Origin of the sequence: uncultured Anaerotruncus sp., assembly GCF_902490045.1 — a bacterium.
Classification (GTDB): domain Bacteria; phylum Bacillota; class Clostridia; order Oscillospirales; family Ruminococcaceae; genus Anaerotruncus.
In genome coordinates, this window is the sequence record NZ_CABUCJ010000050.1 from 1 (window position 1) to 16,702 (window position 16,702).

Annotated in this window: 13 protein-coding genes; 10 read left to right on the top strand and 3 right to left on the bottom strand. The window is 64.7% G+C overall.

Annotated features, from left to right (window positions below):
• Positions 1-33: 33 nt before the first annotated feature.
• Entirely contained in the window at positions 34-1,074 is a 1,041-nt protein-coding gene (locus RDM88_RS06985) for a M23 family metallopeptidase (RefSeq protein WP_308754147.1), read from the bottom strand.
• A 153-nt stretch (positions 1,075-1,227) separates the two neighbouring features.
• Here RDM88_RS06985 and RDM88_RS06990 point away from each other — a divergent pair, with 153 nt between their 5' ends.
• The 4 genes from RDM88_RS06990 to garR all read left to right on the top strand — a co-directional run bounded on the left by RDM88_RS06990 (position 1,228) and on the right by garR (position 6,162).
• A complete protein-coding gene (locus tag RDM88_RS06990) occupies positions 1,228-2,382 on the top strand; it encodes a sugar diacid recognition domain-containing protein (RefSeq protein WP_308754148.1) in 1,155 nt (384 codons plus the stop codon).
• A gap of 289 nt (positions 2,383-2,671) precedes the next feature.
• Positions 2,672-4,054, top strand: coding sequence for a GntP family permease (locus RDM88_RS06995; RefSeq protein ID WP_308754149.1), 1,383 nt, complete (start codon positions 2,672-2,674; stop codon positions 4,052-4,054).
• Positions 4,055-4,131: 77 nt separating this feature from the next.
• The gene (locus tag RDM88_RS07000; protein ID WP_308754150.1) at positions 4,132-5,268 is read left to right on the top strand and encodes a glycerate kinase; all 1,137 of its coding nucleotides are present in this window, start codon (positions 4,132-4,134) and stop codon (positions 5,266-5,268) included.
• Between the two features lie 12 nt (positions 5,269-5,280).
• Entirely contained in the window at positions 5,281-6,162 is an 882-nt protein-coding gene (gene garR, locus RDM88_RS07005; protein ID WP_308754151.1) for a 2-hydroxy-3-oxopropionate reductase, read from the top strand.
• Positions 6,163-6,333: 171 nt separating this feature from the next.
• Here garR and RDM88_RS07010 read toward each other — a convergent pair whose 3' ends face one another.
• Together RDM88_RS07010 and RDM88_RS07015 are read right to left on the bottom strand one after the other, a co-directional pair.
• Entirely contained in the window at positions 6,334-8,049 is a 1,716-nt protein-coding gene (locus RDM88_RS07010) for an ammonium transporter (RefSeq protein WP_308754152.1), read from the bottom strand.
• A gap of 146 nt (positions 8,050-8,195) precedes the next feature.
• Positions 8,196-10,301, bottom strand: a complete 2,106-nt coding sequence (locus RDM88_RS07015) for a glutamine synthetase III (RefSeq protein WP_308754153.1) — start codon at positions 10,299-10,301, stop codon at positions 8,196-8,198.
• 374 nt (positions 10,302-10,675) lie between these two features.
• Here RDM88_RS07015 and RDM88_RS07020 point away from each other — a divergent pair, with 374 nt between their 5' ends.
• The 6 genes from RDM88_RS07020 to RDM88_RS07045 all read left to right on the top strand — a co-directional run.
• Entirely contained in the window at positions 10,676-11,779 is a 1,104-nt protein-coding gene (locus tag RDM88_RS07020) for a glutamine amidotransferase family protein (RefSeq protein ID WP_308754154.1), read from the top strand.
• Positions 11,779-13,287 carry a glutamate synthase-related protein gene (locus RDM88_RS07025; RefSeq protein ID WP_308754155.1) on the top strand — a complete coding sequence of 503 codons (1,509 nt, stop codon included), beginning with the start codon at positions 11,779-11,781 and terminating at the stop codon, positions 13,285-13,287. Before RDM88_RS07020 ends, RDM88_RS07025 begins: the two co-directional genes overlap by 1 nt.
• An 11-nt stretch (positions 13,288-13,298) precedes the next feature.
• Positions 13,299-13,745 (top strand): 4Fe-4S dicluster domain-containing protein, encoded by a 447-nt coding sequence (locus RDM88_RS07030; protein WP_308754156.1) that lies wholly within the window; start codon positions 13,299-13,301, stop codon positions 13,743-13,745.
• The gene (locus RDM88_RS07035; protein WP_308754157.1) at positions 13,742-14,971 is read left to right on the top strand and encodes an FAD-dependent oxidoreductase; all 1,230 of its coding nucleotides are present in this window, start codon (positions 13,742-13,744) and stop codon (positions 14,969-14,971) included. The genes RDM88_RS07030 and RDM88_RS07035 overlap by 4 nt, the downstream gene beginning before the upstream one ends.
• Positions 14,968-15,693, top strand: coding sequence for a glutamate synthase (locus tag RDM88_RS07040; RefSeq protein ID WP_308754158.1), 726 nt, complete (start codon positions 14,968-14,970; stop codon positions 15,691-15,693). The genes RDM88_RS07035 and RDM88_RS07040 overlap by 4 nt, the downstream gene beginning before the upstream one ends.
• A 63-nt stretch (positions 15,694-15,756) precedes the next feature.
• Positions 15,757-16,702 (top strand): glutamine synthetase family protein (locus tag RDM88_RS07045; protein WP_308754159.1); only part of this gene is annotated, 946 nt, incomplete at its 3' end.

Here is a 16,702-nt window from a genome sequence, read left to right on the forward strand (position 1 = left end):
AACAGAAAAGAGCGGGGCCGTGCCCCGCTCTTTTTAGGATGTGCCGCGCGAATCCGTAAGATACTGCGCGGCGGAAAAATCGAGGTATTCGTACCGGCGGGCGTAGAATCCGCCGTCGTCCCGGTCGACGGTGCTGCGGTTGCGCTCGAGGAAATTGACGAGCTGGCAGACGTCGATCCAGATCTCCCCGTTTCCGGTCTTCTGCGACTCGTCGAAGATGAGCTGCATGCCGAAATGCAGGTGGGGCACCTTCATCCCGTTGACGTCCTCGGTGCGGGAGTAGCCCGTCATGCCGAGGTAGCCGATGACGTCGCCCGCCTGTACGACGTTTCCCCTTTCGAGCCCCGGCTGGTAAGGGGCGCCCTTGCGCAGGTGGGCGTAATAGTAGTAGCGCCTGCCGTCGAAGGAGCGGATGCCGACCCGCCAGCCGCCGTACTGGTTCCAGCCGAGCTCCTCGACCACCCCCGATTCGACCGCCACGATGGGACTGCCGACGCTGCCCATCAGGTCGTTGCCGAGGTGCCTGCGCCGGTAGCCGAAGGAACGGGCGTTGCCGAAGTCGTCGCAGTGGGAAAAGCGGAAGCCCTCCGCCACCGGGCAGTAGGCCTTGAGCCCGTATTTGACCTGCCAGCGCGGTTCGCCGTCCTCGCCGGGCAGCGCGATGGCGTAATCCCCGACCATGCCGTCCAGCACCGCGCCGTAGGCCTCCTTATAATAGGGGTAGTCCTTATATTCCCTGCCGATGCCGTCGAGCGTCTCACCGGCGCGCAGCCGGTCCATCAGCCGGTCGAGGTCGGCGGCGCGGTAGGATTTCCAGTTTCCCCAGTAGCCCGCCGCGAGGCAGGCGAGCAGGTCGGGCATCGACGCGCCGAGCCCCTCTTCGTGCGCCGTCACCGCCGCGCGGCAGCTTCTGTCGAGCGCGTCTGCCGGAACGTTGAAATCGACCCATTTAATATAGGAGGAGGCGGGCAGCGCCTCCACGGCGGGCACCGCGGCGGGCCGCGCGGCAAACAGCGTCGCCCCTGCGGCCGCCGCCAGCAGAATCCCAGCAAAAACGATCTTTCCACGCCGCATGGCAACCCCTCCCCGTCCCACCATTATATGTGCGGGAGGGGAGGGGGTATGCGCAGGATGATCCACGCCTCTGTCGCTCCTGTCCCGATGTGCAATGATACCACAAGAACTTTGCCTTGTGGTATAATAGGAACCGGAAGGGAGGGCTGCCGTATGGATATTTCCAAACGGAACGCCATGCAGATCGTCAATGAGATCAGCGGCATCATCGGCCAGCACGTTAATATGATGGATGCGGACGGCACGATCATCGCGAGCACCGACCCCGAGCGGGTGGACACCTATCACGAGGGTGCCGCGCGGGTGATCGGGGAGCACCTCGACGAGCTGATCATCCAGGACGACGACGAATACGAGGGGACCCGGAAGGGGATCAACCTGCCCATCCTGCTCGACGGGGAGATCGCGGGGGTCGTGGGAATCACCGGAGAGCGGGACGAGGTGGTCAAATACGGGCAGATCATCAAAAAGATGACGGAAATTCTGCTGATCGAGAATTTCGACAAGGAGCAGAAGAAGATCGACGACCGCATCCGCACCCGCTTCATCGACGAATGGCTCTACGGCGACGCGGCCAGCCAGGGCCAGGCGTTCGTCGAGCGGGGCGCGCGGCTGGGCATCGACATCACGCTGCCGCGCCGGGTGCTCGTGGCGGAGATCGAAAACCTGCGGGATTACAGCGACAGTCCCGAGGGCCAGCGGATCATCGACCGGGTGAACAAGACGGTCCGGCGGATGGTCGGGGAGGAGAAAAACGGCGTCTTCACCAAGACGGCCTCCCAGATGATCTGCCTCATGCCGGACGGCGAGGACGCGAAGCTGCGGTTCTTCGCGCAGCAGATTCAGGCGCAGGTGTGGCGGCAGTTCAGCATCCGCGTGATCGTGGGCGCGGACAGCCGGGACGGCAGCCTCTTGCACCAGTCCTACCTGCGCGCCCAGAAGGCGCTCAGGGCCTGCCGCGCCTCCCGTGGGAGTACGATCCGGTTCTATGACGACATCAACCTCGAGCTCTTCATGGATGAAATCCCGCAGACCTCCAAGGCGGAATTCATCCGCCGCATCTTTCGCGGCTTCACTCCCGAGGAGATCGATTCCTGGGTGCATCTGCTGGAGGTCTATTTCGAGGCGGACGGATCGCTGTCCGAGGCGGCCGCCCAGCTCTTCATCCACAAGAATACCCTCCAGTACAAGCTGCGCAAGCTCTGCGAGCAGACGGGCTACGACCCGCGCAGCCTGTCGGATTCCTCCCTCTTTTATCTGGCGGTGCAGTTCTACAACGAAAACCGGGATGAGCTGAATTTTGTATAAAATGTGAACAAAAGCGGGACGTTTTTTATGATTCTGTTTTTGAAAACAGATTATTTTGACAGAATATGTTATTTGAAACGTAGACGGGAAAGAAATGGAATAGTATACTTATAACAGAAAATCGGGAGACCCAAGGGGACGAAATGTGGAAAACACCCAAACGACAAAGGCCGCTCTTCCGGGCTTAACGACATGGCCCCGGATGGACGGCTCTCCATCCGGCGGACGGCAACGGCAGGCGGCGGCGAAAGCCGCATCACATAGGCATGTTTGAATGGAGGTAGAGACAATGACAGGTGTACCGCTTTTAATCACGTTTGTCATCGCGATCGTCGTGATGATCCTCGCAATCTCCAAGCTGAAGCTGCATCCCTTCCTCGCCATCATGGGCGTGGCGCTGCTGCTGGCGATCATCGTCGGCATCCCGCTGGCCGATATCCCCGGCACGATCGGCGCGGGCTTCTCCGGCACCTTCTCCAGCATCGGCATCGTCATCATCCTCGGCGCGATGATCGGCTTCTTCCTCGAGAAGACCGGCGGCGCCATCCGCCTTGCCGACGCGGTCGTAAAACTCGTGGGCAGGAAGCACCCTGAAATCGCCATCATGCTGATGGGCTGGATCGTCTCGATCCCCGTCTTCTGCGACAGCGGGTTCGTCATCCTCAACCCCATCCGCAAGGCGATGGTCAAAAAGACGATGTGCTCCTCCGTCGCGATGACGGTGGCGCTGTCGGGCGGGCTTTACATCTCGCACGTCTTCATCCCGCCGACGCCAGGCCCGATCGCGGCCGCCGGCACCCTCGGCATCGGGAACAACCTGCTTCTCGTCATCGGCATGGGCGCGCTCGTTTCGATCCCCTGCCTGATCGTGGCGTATTTCTTCGCCAAGTACATCGGCAAGCGGGTCAAATCTCCGTCCGAGGACGACCCCGACGACAACGAGGTCGTCAAGAGCTATGAGGAGCTCGTCAGGGAATACGGCAAGCTGCCGAGCACGCTGGCCTCCTTCACCCCGATCATCCTGCCGATCATCCTGATGGCCTTGAGCTCGATCTCCTCGATCCTCGGCTGGCAGGGCGGACTCGCGAGCGTCTGCGCCTTCCTCGGCGCGCCGATCATCGCGCTGGCGGTCGGCCTGCTGTGCAGCATCGCGACGCTGGTCACCACCGGAAAGATGGGCGAATTCCGCGAACTGACCGACGAGACCCTCAAGACGGTCGGCCCGATCCTCTTCATCACCGCCGCGGGCGGCGTGCTTGGCAAGATCATCTCCACCGCGGGCTTTGTCGAGTACATGTCCGAGCATGCGGCGTTCCTGTCGAGCGTCGGCATCTTCTTCCCCTTCCTCATCGCCGCCATCCTCAAGTCGGCGCAGGGCTCCTCGACGGTCGCGATCACCACGACCGCCGGCATCATGGGCGCGATCTCCGAATCGGGCAGCATGATGGCCGCGCTGGGGCTGACCTCCCCGGTGGCCGCCGCCCTGACCGTCATGGCGATCGGCGCGGGCGCGATGACCGTTTCCCACGCGAACGACTCCTACTTCTGGGTCGTCACCAACTTCGGCGAGCTGAAGGCCCAGGACGGCTACAAAACGCAGACCATGCTGACGCTGCTGATGGGCGTCGCGGCTATGATTTTCATCTGGATTCTCTCCCTCATCATGATTTGACGCGGGCGGGGAACACACATTTCCAGGAGGAAAAGCCGGACAGATTCTGTCCGGCTTTTCTCTAAAGGGGGATACACATGAAAAAGGTGATCCTGATGCCCGACTCCTTCAAGGGGACGATGAGTTCCTCGGAGATCTGCGGCGTCATGGCGGAGGCGGTCCGCGCCTACTACCCGGGCGCGGAGGTCGTCTCGATCCCCGTCGCGGACGGCGGGGAGGGGAGCGTGGACGCGTTTCTGGCCGCTGTCGGCGGCGAGCGGGTCGAAGTCCCCGTGAGGGGCCCTTACATGGAGGAGATGGAGGGGTACTACGGCCTGCTGGACGGCGGCTCCACCGCCGTTATCGAGATGGCGGCCTGCGCGGGCCTTCCGCTCGTGGGTGAGAACCGGCACGCCGAAAAGACCACCACCTACGGTGTCGGCCAGCTCATGGCGCACGCCGCCGGGCGCGGCTGCAAAAAGATGATCGTCGGCCTGGGCGGCAGCGCCACCAACGATTTCGGCGCCGGGGCGGCCGCGGCGCTCGGCGTGCGCTTCCTCGACGAAGCGGGGAAGGAATTCGTCCCGGTGGGCGAAAACCTCGCGCGCGTCGCGAAGATCGACATGTCGGGCCTGCTGCCCGCGCTCAGGGAAATTGAGGTCGTCACGATGTGCGACATCGACAACCCCCTCTGCGGAAAAAACGGCGCTGCCTACATCTTCGGCCCGCAGAAGGGCGCCGATCCCGCGATGGTCGAATACCTCGACGGGCAGCTGCGCGCGATCGCCCGGACGGTCGGGCGGGAGCTCGGCCGCGACGTGGCGGACCTGCCGGGCGCGGGCGCCGCGGGCGGCATGGGGGGCGGCATGGTCGCCTTCTTCGGCTCCCGGCTGCAGATGGGCATCGAGACGGTGCTTGACACGGTCGGCTTCGACCGGCTCGTGTCCGACGCGGATCTCGTGTTGAGCGGCGAGGGCAAGATCGACACCCAGAGCCTGCGCGGCAAGGTGGTAATCGGCGTGGCCCGCCGCTGCAAAAAGCACGGCGTGCCGCTTGTGGCGCTCGTCGGGGATATCGGCGACGACATCGAAAACGCCTATGAGGAGGGGGTGTCGGCGGTCTTCAGCACCAACCGCGTGGCGGTCGACTTCTCGGTCGCCAAGACGCGCAGCAAAAGCGACATGGCGCTGACAGCCGACAACCTCATGCGTTTTCTCAGCCGGATCGGCTTTTGAGGGGGGAGAATGATGAAGATTGGATTTATCGGCCTCGGCATCATGGGCAGGCCGATGGCGAAGAACCTCCTGCGGGCGGGACACGCGCTCACCGTCTGCGACCACCATCCCGAGCATACGGCGGAGCTCGCCGCGGCTGGTGCGCGCGCGGCGGAAACGCCCCGGGGGGCTTCCGAGGGAAGCGAGCTTGTGATCACCATGCTGCCCAACTCCCCCAACGTCCGCGAGGCGGTCTGCGGGGAGGCGGGCGTGCTCGAGGGCGCGGCGCCGGGGACGGTCCTCGTGGACATGAGCTCGATCGCGCCGGGCGCGTCGCAGGAGATCGCGGCGGCCTGCGCTGAAAAGGGCGTCAAGATGCTCGACGCGCCGGTGAGCGGCGGCGAGCCCAAGGCGGTCGACGGGACGCTGTCGATCATGGCGGGCGGCGAGCGGGCGGTCTTCGAGGCGGTCAGGCCGGTGCTGCTCTGTATGGGGGCGAGCGCCGTCTGGTGCGGTGAAATCGGCGCGGGCAACACGACCAAGCTCGCCAACCAGGTGATCGTAGCGGCGAACATCGCGGCGGTCTCGGAGGCGATGATGCTCGCCTGCCGCGCGGGGGTGGACCCCGCGCGGGTGTTCGACGCGGTGAAGGGCGGGCTCGCGGGCTCGGCGGTGCTGAACGCCAAGACGCCGATGATGCTCGAACGCAGTTTCGCGCCGGGCTTCCGCATCGACCTGCACATCAAGGACCTCGGCAACGCGCTTGAGACGGGCCACGCGGTCGGCGCGCCGCTGCCGCTGACCGCCGCGGTCATGGAGATGATGCAGACGCTGCGCGCCGGCGGCTGCGGCGGCGACGACCACAGCGCGCTGGTGAAGTTTTACGAGAAGATCACGGGGGAAACGATCGCTTAGGGGCTTTGCCCCCGGGCCCCGAAACTTTTTTACTGATGAAAAAGGAACGTCAGGCGGCCGCCCTTTCGGGCGGCCGCTCCTTTTCGCAGAGAGGGATGCGGAAGGGGCGGCGGGAAAAGCCCGCCGCCCCTTCCTGTGGACAGTGTTGGGGTGCTTAAAAGGGGAAATCTATCACTCGACGTCCTGGAGGGCGTCGTAGCCCTCCTCGCCGGTGCGGACCTTGACGACGTTTTCGATGTTGTAGACGAAGATTTTGCCGTCCCCGATGTGCCCGGTGTAGAGGACCTTTTTGGCGGTCTCGATCACCTCGCGGACGGGCACCTTGCAGACGACGACTTCCACCTTGATCTTGGGCAGCAGGTTCATCTCGAGCGGCACGCCGCGGTAATATTCGGTGGAGCCCTTCTGCATGCCGCAGCCGAGCACCTGCGTCACCGTGATGCCGGTGATGCCGATCTCGTTAAGCGCCGTTTTGAGCGCCTCGAACCGATTTTGCCTGGCGATGACGACCACCTTGGTCATTTTTACGTCGGAAGCGGGCGCGCCTGCTCCGACGAGCTCGACCGGAACCGCGCTGGAGACGGGCACCGTGCCTTTGGCGGCGTTGGCCTCCTCCGCGCCCATCGCGTCGATCATCGGGACGGAGGGCATAAAGTCGGCGTAGCTGCTGACGAGCCCGTGTTCCTCGATGTCGAGGCCGACGATCTCCTCGTGCGGCGTGACGCGCAGGCCGACGGTGTGCTTGAGAAGCTGGAAGACGACGGTCATCGTGACGGCGACCCACGCGATAACCGACACGACACCGAGAATCTGGGTGCCGGTGAAGGCGAACCCGCCGCCGTAGAAGAGGCCGAGGGGGGTTCCGGCCTCGTCGGTGAGGTGATAGGCGAAGAGCCCGGTCAGGACGGTGCCGGTCGCGCCGCACAGGCCATGTACGCCGATCGCGCCGACGGGGTCGTCGATTTTGCAGACCTTGTCGATGAATTCGATGCCGAAGACGACTACGAACCCTGCCGCGATACCGATGATCGCGGCGCCCACGGGGGTGACGGCGTCGCAGCCGGCGGTGATCGCCACAAGTCCTGCAAGGGAGCCGTTGAGGGTCATCGAAACATCCGGTTTTTTATAGCGGACCCAGGTGATGAGCATCACGGTGCAGGTGGCGACGGCCGCCGCGAGATTGGTGGTGACGAAGATGTTGGCGGCCGAGGCGATCGTGTCGTCCCCCGTCATCGAGACGGTGGAGCAGCCGTTGAAGCCGAACCAGCAGAACCAGAGGATAAAGACGCCGAGTGCGCCGAGAGTGAGGCTGTGCCCGGGGATCGCCTTGGGCTTGCCGTCCCTGCCGTATTTGCCGAGGCGGGGACCGAGGATTTTCGCGCCGACCAGCGCGGCCACGCCGCCGACCATGTGGACCGCGGTGGAGCCGGCAAAATCATGGAAGCCCATCTGGGCGAGCCAGCCGCCGCCCCAGATCCAGTGGCCGGAGATGGGGTAGATGACGGCGCTGATGACCGCCGAATAGATGCAGTAGGCGGAAAACTTGGTGCGTTCGGCCATCGCGCCCGAAACGATCGTCGCGGCGGTCGCGCAGAAGACCGTCTGGAAGATCAGAAAGGCGGCGGTGGGATAGGCGCCCGAATAGTCGCCGCGGACGAACGGGTCAAAGCCACCGACCAGCGCGCCCGAGCCCGCAAACATGAGCCCGAAGCCGAGCAGCCAGAAAATGGGGGTGCCGATGCAGAAGTCCATCAGGTTTTTCATGATGATGTTGCCGGCGTTTTTCGCGCGGGTAAAGCCGGTTTCGACCATGGCGAAGCCCGCCTGCATAAAGAAGACGAGCGCGGCGCCGAGCAGTACCCAGATGGTGTCTACGGATGAAAACATATCGATGCCTCCTCAAACAGAAAATACAAAGAAAAAAGATTGGCGCGCATCCCGGTGGGCAGCCGCCCGTCGGCCCGGGATGCACGCCAATGTGCAAAAAGAGAAAAGAAAGGGACAGAGATAAAAGAAGGAATTGAAAGAAGTGGTCAGATGCTGAAGAGCAGCTCCCCGTAGGTCGGGAAGGGCCAGTATGTTTTTCCGGTGAGCGACTCGAGCTCGTCGGCGACGGCGCGCAGCTCCTGCATCGCGGCAAAGAGGGTGCCCGCGCAGAAGTCGGCCTGCTCTTTGGCTGAGGAGATCTCCCCAAGCTGCTGGAGCTGCTTTTCCAGCAGCTCGGTCTTGCGGTAGACGCCGCCCTCCAGCCCGGAGAGCCTGCCGAGCAGCTCGCGCTCCATGACGCAGCCCAGCTCGCGGTCGAACGACTGTTTGGCCAGTGCGGTATCGGTGAGGTCCTTCACGTAGGCGTTGACCGCCGGGATGATCTCCTTGCGCGACATCTCCAGCATCGTCTGCGCCTCGATCGCGAGGGTCTTGGCGTAGTTTTCTAGCAGGATTTCGTAGCGGGAGCGCATCTCCGTCTCGGTGAAGATCTTATGCTTGGTGAAGAGCGCGATGTTCTTCGGGCTCACAAAGTAAGGGAGCGCCTCGGGGGTGGTGCGCAGGTTGAGCAGGCCGCGCCTTTCGGCCTCCCGCTTCCATTCGTCGCTGTAGCTGTTGCCGTTGAAGATGATGCGGCGGTGCTCGCGGATGACCATCTTGATGAGGTCGTGCAGCGCGCCGTCAAAGTCGTCCGCGTTTTCCAGCGTGTCGGCGAACCGGCTGAGCGATTCGGCCACAATGGTGTTGAGGACGATGTTCGGCCCCGAGATCGAGAAGGAGGAGCCGAGCATGCGGAACTCGAACTTGTTGCCGGTGAAGGCGAAGGGCGAGGTGCGGTTGCGGTCGGTGGTATCCTTGGGGAAGCGCGGGAGGATGTGCACGCCCACGCGCAGCTCCTCGGCGCTCTGGGGGTCGTAGGGGGCGCCGCTCTCGATCGAATCGAGGATCCCGGTCAGCACGTCGCCCAGGTACATCGACACGATGGCGGGCGGAGCCTCGTTGGCGCCGAGGCGGTGGTCGTTGCCCGCGCTCGCGACGGACACGCGCATCAAATCCTGGTAGTCGTCGACCGCCTGGATGACGGCTGCGAGGAAGAGCAGGAACTGCGCGTTCTCCTGCGGGGAATCGCCCGGCTCGAGCAGATTCTGGCCCGCGTCGGTGGAGAGCGACCAGTTGTCGTGCTTGCCGCTGCCGTTGACGCCCGCGAAGGGCTTTTCATGCAGCAGGCAGACCAGCCCGTGGCGGTCGGCGACATTCTTCATCAGCTCCATGACGAGCTGGTTGTGGTCGGTCGCCACGTTGGTGGAGGTATAGATGGAGGCCAGCTCGTGCTGGGCGGGCGCGACCTCGTTGTGCTCGGTCTTGGCGAGGATGCCCAGCTTCCACAGCTCCTCGTCCAGCTCCTTCATATAGGCGGAGACGCGCGGCTTGATCGCGCCGAAATAGTGGTCCTCCATCTCCTGGCCCTTGGGGGGCTTCGCGCCGTAGAGGGTGCGCCCGCAGAACATCAGGTCGCGGCGCTGCCGGAAGAGGGCCTTGTCGACGAGGAAATACTCCTGCTCGGGGCCGACGGTGGTGACCACGCGCCGGACCCCCTCGTTGCCGAAGAGGCGCAGGATGCGCAGCGCCTGCCGGTTGAGCGCCTCCATCGAACGGAGCAGGGGGGTCTTCTTGTCGAGCGCCTCGCCCGAGTAGGAGTAGAAGGCGGTGGGGATGCAGAGGGTGCTGTCCTTGATAAAGGCATAGGAGGAGGGGTCCCAGGCGGTGTAGCCACGCGCCTCGAAGGTCGCGCGCAGGCCGCCCGAGGGGAAGCTCGACGCGTCCGGCTCCCCTTTGACGAGCTCCTTGCCGGAAAACTCCATGATCACGCTGCCGTCGGAGGAGGCGGAGATGAAGCTGTCGTGCTTTTCGGCGGTGACGCCGGTCATCGGCTGGAACCAGTGGGTGAAGTGGGTGCAGCCGCGCTCGACGGCCCAGTCCTTCATGGCGTTGGCCACGACGTTGGCGATGTTGACGTCGAGTTTCTTGCCGTTCTCGATCGTGTTCCGGAGGGCCCTGTAGGTCTCCTTCGGCAGGCGCTGCCGCATCGCGCGGTCATCGAACACCATGCTGCCGAAGATATCGGGGAGTTTGTTCGCGCAGTTTGCAGTCATGACAGATGCTCCTTTCATTTCGCTCGCACAAAAAAGAAATAAAAAAAGAGGCGCCGCGGGCCAGAACCCGCAGCGCCTTTGCTGTGTATGCCGTTATTATAGGCGCGGAAAAGACCGTTGTCAATGGGGTTTTGTAGAGTTTGTTAAAGTTGGTGCGATTTATCTGTTTAACCTGCCGAATCGCTTGAGAGATTCGGTAAATTTGCCAAAATTGCAGGATGCGCGCGGTAAATATGCAGGATTACCTTGACAGACCTGCATGCTTCCATATATAATCAACAGGAACAAAGACGTTCATCAGGGACGCGCCCGGCCTGCGGCGTATCCTCTGGTGGGCGTCTTCTTTCATTTCTGGACAAAGAGTGGTGGAAGAGATGCAAAAAGAGAGAACAAGAGAGGGAGACATCAGGATTCCATCCGGCTGCGCGATCTCGGGGATTTTCTGCCGGGACGGCAGGCGGATCAGCGGGGAAAAGATCGTCGAGTCGATCTCGGTGATGCACGACCGCTCCAACGGGCTGGGCGGCGGCTTCGCCGGATACGGCATCTACCCCGAGTACAAGGACCTCTACGCGTTCCATGTGTTCTACGAGTCCGCCGCCGCCCGGCAGGAATGTGAGGCGTTCCTCGAGCGGCATTTCGACATCGTGAACCTCTCGAAGATCCCGGTGCGCAGGATGCCCCGGATCACCGACGAGCCCCTCATCTGGCGGTATTTCGCCGCGCCGCTGCCGACTAGGCTCGCGGCCAGCCAGCTCGACGAGCGGGAGTTCACCGCGCGCTGCGTCGTGCGGGTCAACAGCGCGATCAACGGGGCGTACATCTTTTCAAGCGGCAAGAACATGGGCGTTTTCAAAGCGGTCGGCTTCCCCGAGGACGTGGGAGCCTTTTACCGTTTGGAGGAATATTCCGGCTACTGCTGGACGGCGCACGGCCGCTATCCGACCAACACCCCCGGCTGGTGGGGCGGCGCGCACCCGTTCGCGCTGCTCGACTACTCGGTGGTGCACAACGGCGAGATCAGCTCCTATGACGCCAACCGGCGCTACATCGAGATGTTCGGCTACCAGTGCAACCTGCTGACCGACACCGAGGTCATCACCTACGTGATCGACTACCTCGTCCGCCGCCAGGGCCTCTCGTTCGAGGAGGCGGCGAGCGTAATCGCCGCGCCCTTCTGGTCGACGATCGACGGCTTCCCCGCCGAAAAGCGGGAGCGCATGACCTACCTGCGCAACGCGTTTTCCTCCCTGCTGATCACCGGGCCGTTCTCCATCCTGCTCGGCTTCACGGGCGGCATGATGGCGCTCAACGACCGCCTCAAGCTGCGGTCGATGGTCGTCGGCGAAAAGGGCGACACGACCTATGTCGCCAGCGAGGAATGTGCCATTCGCGTGATCGAGCCCGCGCTCGACCGGCTGTGGGCGCCGCGCGGCGGAGAACCGGTCATCGTGACGCTGAAGGGGGGTGCGCGGTAATGGCGGCAAACGACTTCATCTATCCGGAATACGAGGTGGTCCGCGACCGCGACCGCTGCATCGCCTGCCGCGTCTGCGAGCGGCAGTGCGCCAACGAGGTGCACGCTTTCGACGCCGGGCGGGGCGTGATGCTGGCCGACGAGACGAAATGCGTCGACTGCCAGCGCTGCGTCTCCCTCTGCCCGACACGGGCGCTCAAGATCGTCAAGAGCGACAACACCTACAAATTGAACGAGAACTGGACCGCGCCGACCATCTCGGCGGTCTACCGGCAGGCGGGCAGCGGCGGGGTGCTGCTCTCCTCGATGGGAAACCCGGAAAAATATCCCGTCTACTGGGACCGGATGCTGATCAACGCCTCGCAGGTCACCAACCCCTCGATCGATCCGCTGCGCGAGCCGATGGAGACGCGCACCTTCCTGGGCGCGAAGCCGCAGAGGATCGAGCGGGACGAAAACGGGCGGATCAAAAACAACCTCACCCCCCAGCTGGAGCTGGCGGTGCCGGTGATGTTTTCCGCGATGAGCTACGGCTCGATCTCCTATAACGCCCACGCGTCGCTCGCGCGCGCGGCCGAGGCGCTGGGCACCTATTACAACACCGGCGAGGGCGGCCTGCACGAGGATTTCTATCGGTACGGCAAAAACACCATCGTGCAGGTGGCCTCGGGGCGGTTCGGGGTGCACAGGGACTACCTGAGCGCGGGGGCCGCCATCGAAATCAAGATGGGGCAGGGGGCCAAGCCAGGCATCGGCGGGCACCTGCCGGGGCAGAAGATCGTCGGCGACGTCTCCCGCACCCGCATGATCCCCGAGGGGTCGGACGCGATCTCCCCGGCGCCCCACCACGACATCTATTCGATCGAGGACCTGCGCCAGCTCGTCTACTCCCTCAAGGAGGCGACCGGCTACCAGAAGCCGGTCATCGTCAAGATCGCGGCGGTCCACAACGTCGCGGCGATCGCCTCGGGCGTGGCGCGCTCGGGCGCGGACATCATCGCGATCGACGGCTTCCGGGGCGGCACCGGCGCGGCGCCCACCCGCATCCGCGACAACGTGGGCATCCCCATCGAGCTCGCGCTGGCGGCCGTCGACCAGCGGCTGCGCGAGGAGGGCATCCGCGGCAACGTGTCGATCGTCGTGGGCGGCTCGATCCGTTCCTCCGCCGACATCGTCAAGGCCGTCGCGCTCGGCGCCGACGCGGTCTACATCGCGACCGCCGCGCTGCTCGCGCTCGGGTGCCATCTCTGCCGCTCCTGCCAGCAGGGCCGCTGCAACTGGGGCATCGCCACCCAGCGCCCCGAGCTGGTGCGCCGCCTCAACCCCGACATCGGCTCCCAGCGGCTGGTGAATCTCGTCACCGCCTGGAAGCGCGAGATCGAGGAGATGATGGGCGGCATGGGCATCAACTCGATCGAGGCGCTGCGCGGCAACCGGCTGATGCTGCGCGGGATCGGCATGACCGATAAGGAACTTGAAATCCTCGGCATCAAACATGCCGGAGAATAGGGGGCGCTGCAATGAAACGGATCTATGTCGATGAACAGTGGTGCCTCGGGTGTCACCTGTGCGAATACTACTGCGCCTTCGCCAATTCGGGCGAAAACGACATGGTGCAGGCGCTCAAAAACACGGTCATCCATCCGCGCATCCGCATCGAGGAGCGCGGGGGGATCAGCTTCGCGGTCTCCTGCCGACACTGCCGGGAGCCGCTCTGCGTCAAGGGCTGTATCACCGGCGCGCTCACCGTCGACGGGCAGGGCGTCATCACGATTAACCGGGACAAATGCGTCGGGTGCTACACCTGCATCCTCTCCTGCCCCTACGGGGCGGTGATGCCCTCGCCCGACGGCCGCGCCATCCAGAAGTGCGAGCTCTGCATCGGCAGCGCGGACGGGGAGCCCGCCTGCGTCCGGCACTGTCCCAACCGGGCGATTATCTTTGAAGAGAGGGGGGAGGACGCGTGAACTACCTGATCATTGGGAATTCCGCGGCCGCGGTCGGCTGCATCGAGGGCATCCGCTCCATCGACCCGGAGGGGCCGATCACGCTGCTCTCCCGCGAGCCCTTCCACACCTACTCCCGCCCGCTCATCTCCTACCTGCTCTGCGGAAAGACGGATGAGGAGCGGATGAAATACCGCGCGGACGACTTCTACGGGAAGAACCGCGTGACCGCCCTGCTCGGCAGGGAAGCGACCTCCATCGACCCCAAGGCCAAAACCGTGCGCACCGCCGGCGGGACGCTCTCCTACGACCGGCTGCTCGTGGCCACCGGCAGCCGTCCGTTCGTCCCGCCGGCGGAGGGGATGGAGCTGATCGAAAAGAAGTTCACCTTCCTCTCCCTCGACGACGCGCATGCGCTCGGGGCGGCGCTTTTCCCCGGGGCGCGGGTGCTGATCGTGGGGGCGGGGCTCATCGGGCTCAAATGCGCCGAGGGGATCGCCGGGAGGTGCAAAAGCATCACGGTGGTCGACCTGGCGGACCGCATCCTGCCCTCCATCCTCGACGCGGAGAGCTCGGCCGTCGTGCGGGCGCACATCGAGGCCCACGGCGTCTCCTTCCTGCTCGGGGACAGCGTCGAGCGCTTCACCGCCGGCGAGGCGGTCCTGAAGAGCGGCGGGACGGTCCCCTACGACCTGGTCGTCTTCGCGGTCGGGGTGCGCCCCAACACGGAGCTGGTGAAGGAGGCGGGCGGCAGGACCGCGCGCGGGATCTGCACCGACGACCACTGCCGCACCTCGCTGCCCGGCGTATGGGCGGCGGGCGACTGCGCCGAAAGTTATGACATCACCACGGGGCAGGAGCGGGTGCTCGCGCTGCTCCCCAACGCCTATATGCAGGGGGAGTGCGCCGGGATCAACATGGCGGGCGGCGACAGGGCGTACGACCGCGCGATGCCGATGAACGCGATCGGCTTCTTCGGGCTGCACGTCATCACGGCGGGCAGCTACGAGGGGGAGAGCTTCGTCTCCCGCGGGGAAAACACCTATAAGCGCCTTGTGACGCAGGGCAACCGGCTGGCCGGGTACATCCTGGTCGGCGGGATCGAGCGCGCGGGCATCTATACGACGCTCATCCGGGAAAGGACGCCGCTTGACACGATCGACTTCGCGCTCATCCGGGAGAAGCCGCAGCTGATGGCCTTCTCCCGCGCCGAGCGCGCGCACAGGCTGGGAGGGGTGACGAAATGAAGATCACGGCGGGAAGGATGCACTTCCAGGAGCTCAACGAGCGGATCCGCGCCTGCCCCGACGAGCGGATCGAGATCGACGGCTGCGTCGGGCAGCGGTACATCGGCGGCGGGCTTTCGGGCAAGACGCTGCTGGTCGCCGGGATTCCGGGCAACGCGCTGGGCGCCTACCTTGACGGCGGCACGATCGTGACCGGGGGCAACGCGCAGGACGCGACGGGCGACACGATGAACGACGGCAGGATCCTCATCCACGGCTCCTGCGGCGACGGCGCGGGCTACGGCATGCGCGGCGGAAAAATCTACATCCACGGGGACGTGGGATACCGCGCGGGCATCCACATGAAGGCCTACCGCGACAAGCTGCCGGTCCTCGTCGTGGGCGGCACGGCGGGCAGCTTCCTCGGGGAATACCAGGCGGGCGGCGTCATCGTCGTGCTCGGCCTGCGCAGGCCCGCCGGAACGCCGCTCACCGGCTATTTCTGCGGTACCGGCATGCACGGCGGAAAGATCTTCCTGCGCTGCGGGGAAAAGCCCGCCGGCCTGTCCGAGCGCATCCGCGCGGCGCAGGCCTCCGCCGCCGACCTTGCGGAGATCGACGGATACCTGGACGAGTTCTGCACGACGTTCGGCGAGGACAAAGGGGCCGTGCTCGCCGAACGGTTCTGGGTGCTCACGCCGGACAGCAAAAATCCATACAAACAGCTTTATACCTACAACTGACCTGTGCTATAATAACCGCAGAGAATCCCCGGCGGAGCATGGGGACCGGAAGGAGCATGCCAAATGGATACCACCGTATCGGAGGTCCTCCAGTTCGTGGAGGAAAACGACGTGAAATTCGTCAGGCTGGTCTTCTGCGACATTTTCGGCGCGCAGAAGAACGTCGCCGTCATGCCCTCTCAGCTGAAGCGGGCCTTCGAGCAGGGCATCTCGTTCGACGCGTCCGCGGTGCGCGGCTTTCTGGACGTGACGGAGAGCGACCTCTTCCTGGTGCCCGACCCGGGCACCCTGTCGGTGCTTCCCTGGCGGCCGGCGCAGGGACGGGTGGTGCGGTTTTTCTGCGGCATCCGCTACCCGGACGGCAGGCCGTTCGAGGGGGACGGCCGCAGGCTGCTTGCCGAGGCCGCCGCGCGGGCCGGCCGGGAGGGGTTTGCCTGCAAATTCGGGCCCGAGTGTGAATTCTACCTCTTCACGACCGACGAGGAGGGCTATCCCACCCGCACCCCGCACGACCGCGCGGGCTACTGCGATCTCGCGCCCTACGACCGGGGGGAGAATGTGCGCCGGGAGATCTGCCTGACGCTGGAGGAGATGGGCCTTTCGCCCGAGCGGTCCCACCACGAGCAGGGCCCCGGCCAGAACGAGGTGGATTTCCACTGCGCGGGTCCGCTGGAGGCGGCCGACAACCTGATGGCGCTGCGCATGGTCGTCAAGGCGGTGGCGTCGAAGAACGGCCTCTACGCCTCCTTCCTGCCGAAGCCCCTCGAGGGGGCGAGCGGCAGCGGCCTGCATGTGAACCTCTCCCTCCACCGGGAGGGGCGCAACCTCTTCGACCGCTTCGGCGTCCATCCGGAGCCGGAGGCGCTCAGCTTCACGGCGGGCGTTTTGCGCCGCGTGCGGGAGATCACCGCGTTCCTCAACCCGCTGACCAACTCCTACCGGCGGTTCGGCGCGTTCGAGGCGCCGGGCGTGGTGAGCTGGTCGGGACAGAACCGCTCCCAGCTCGTGC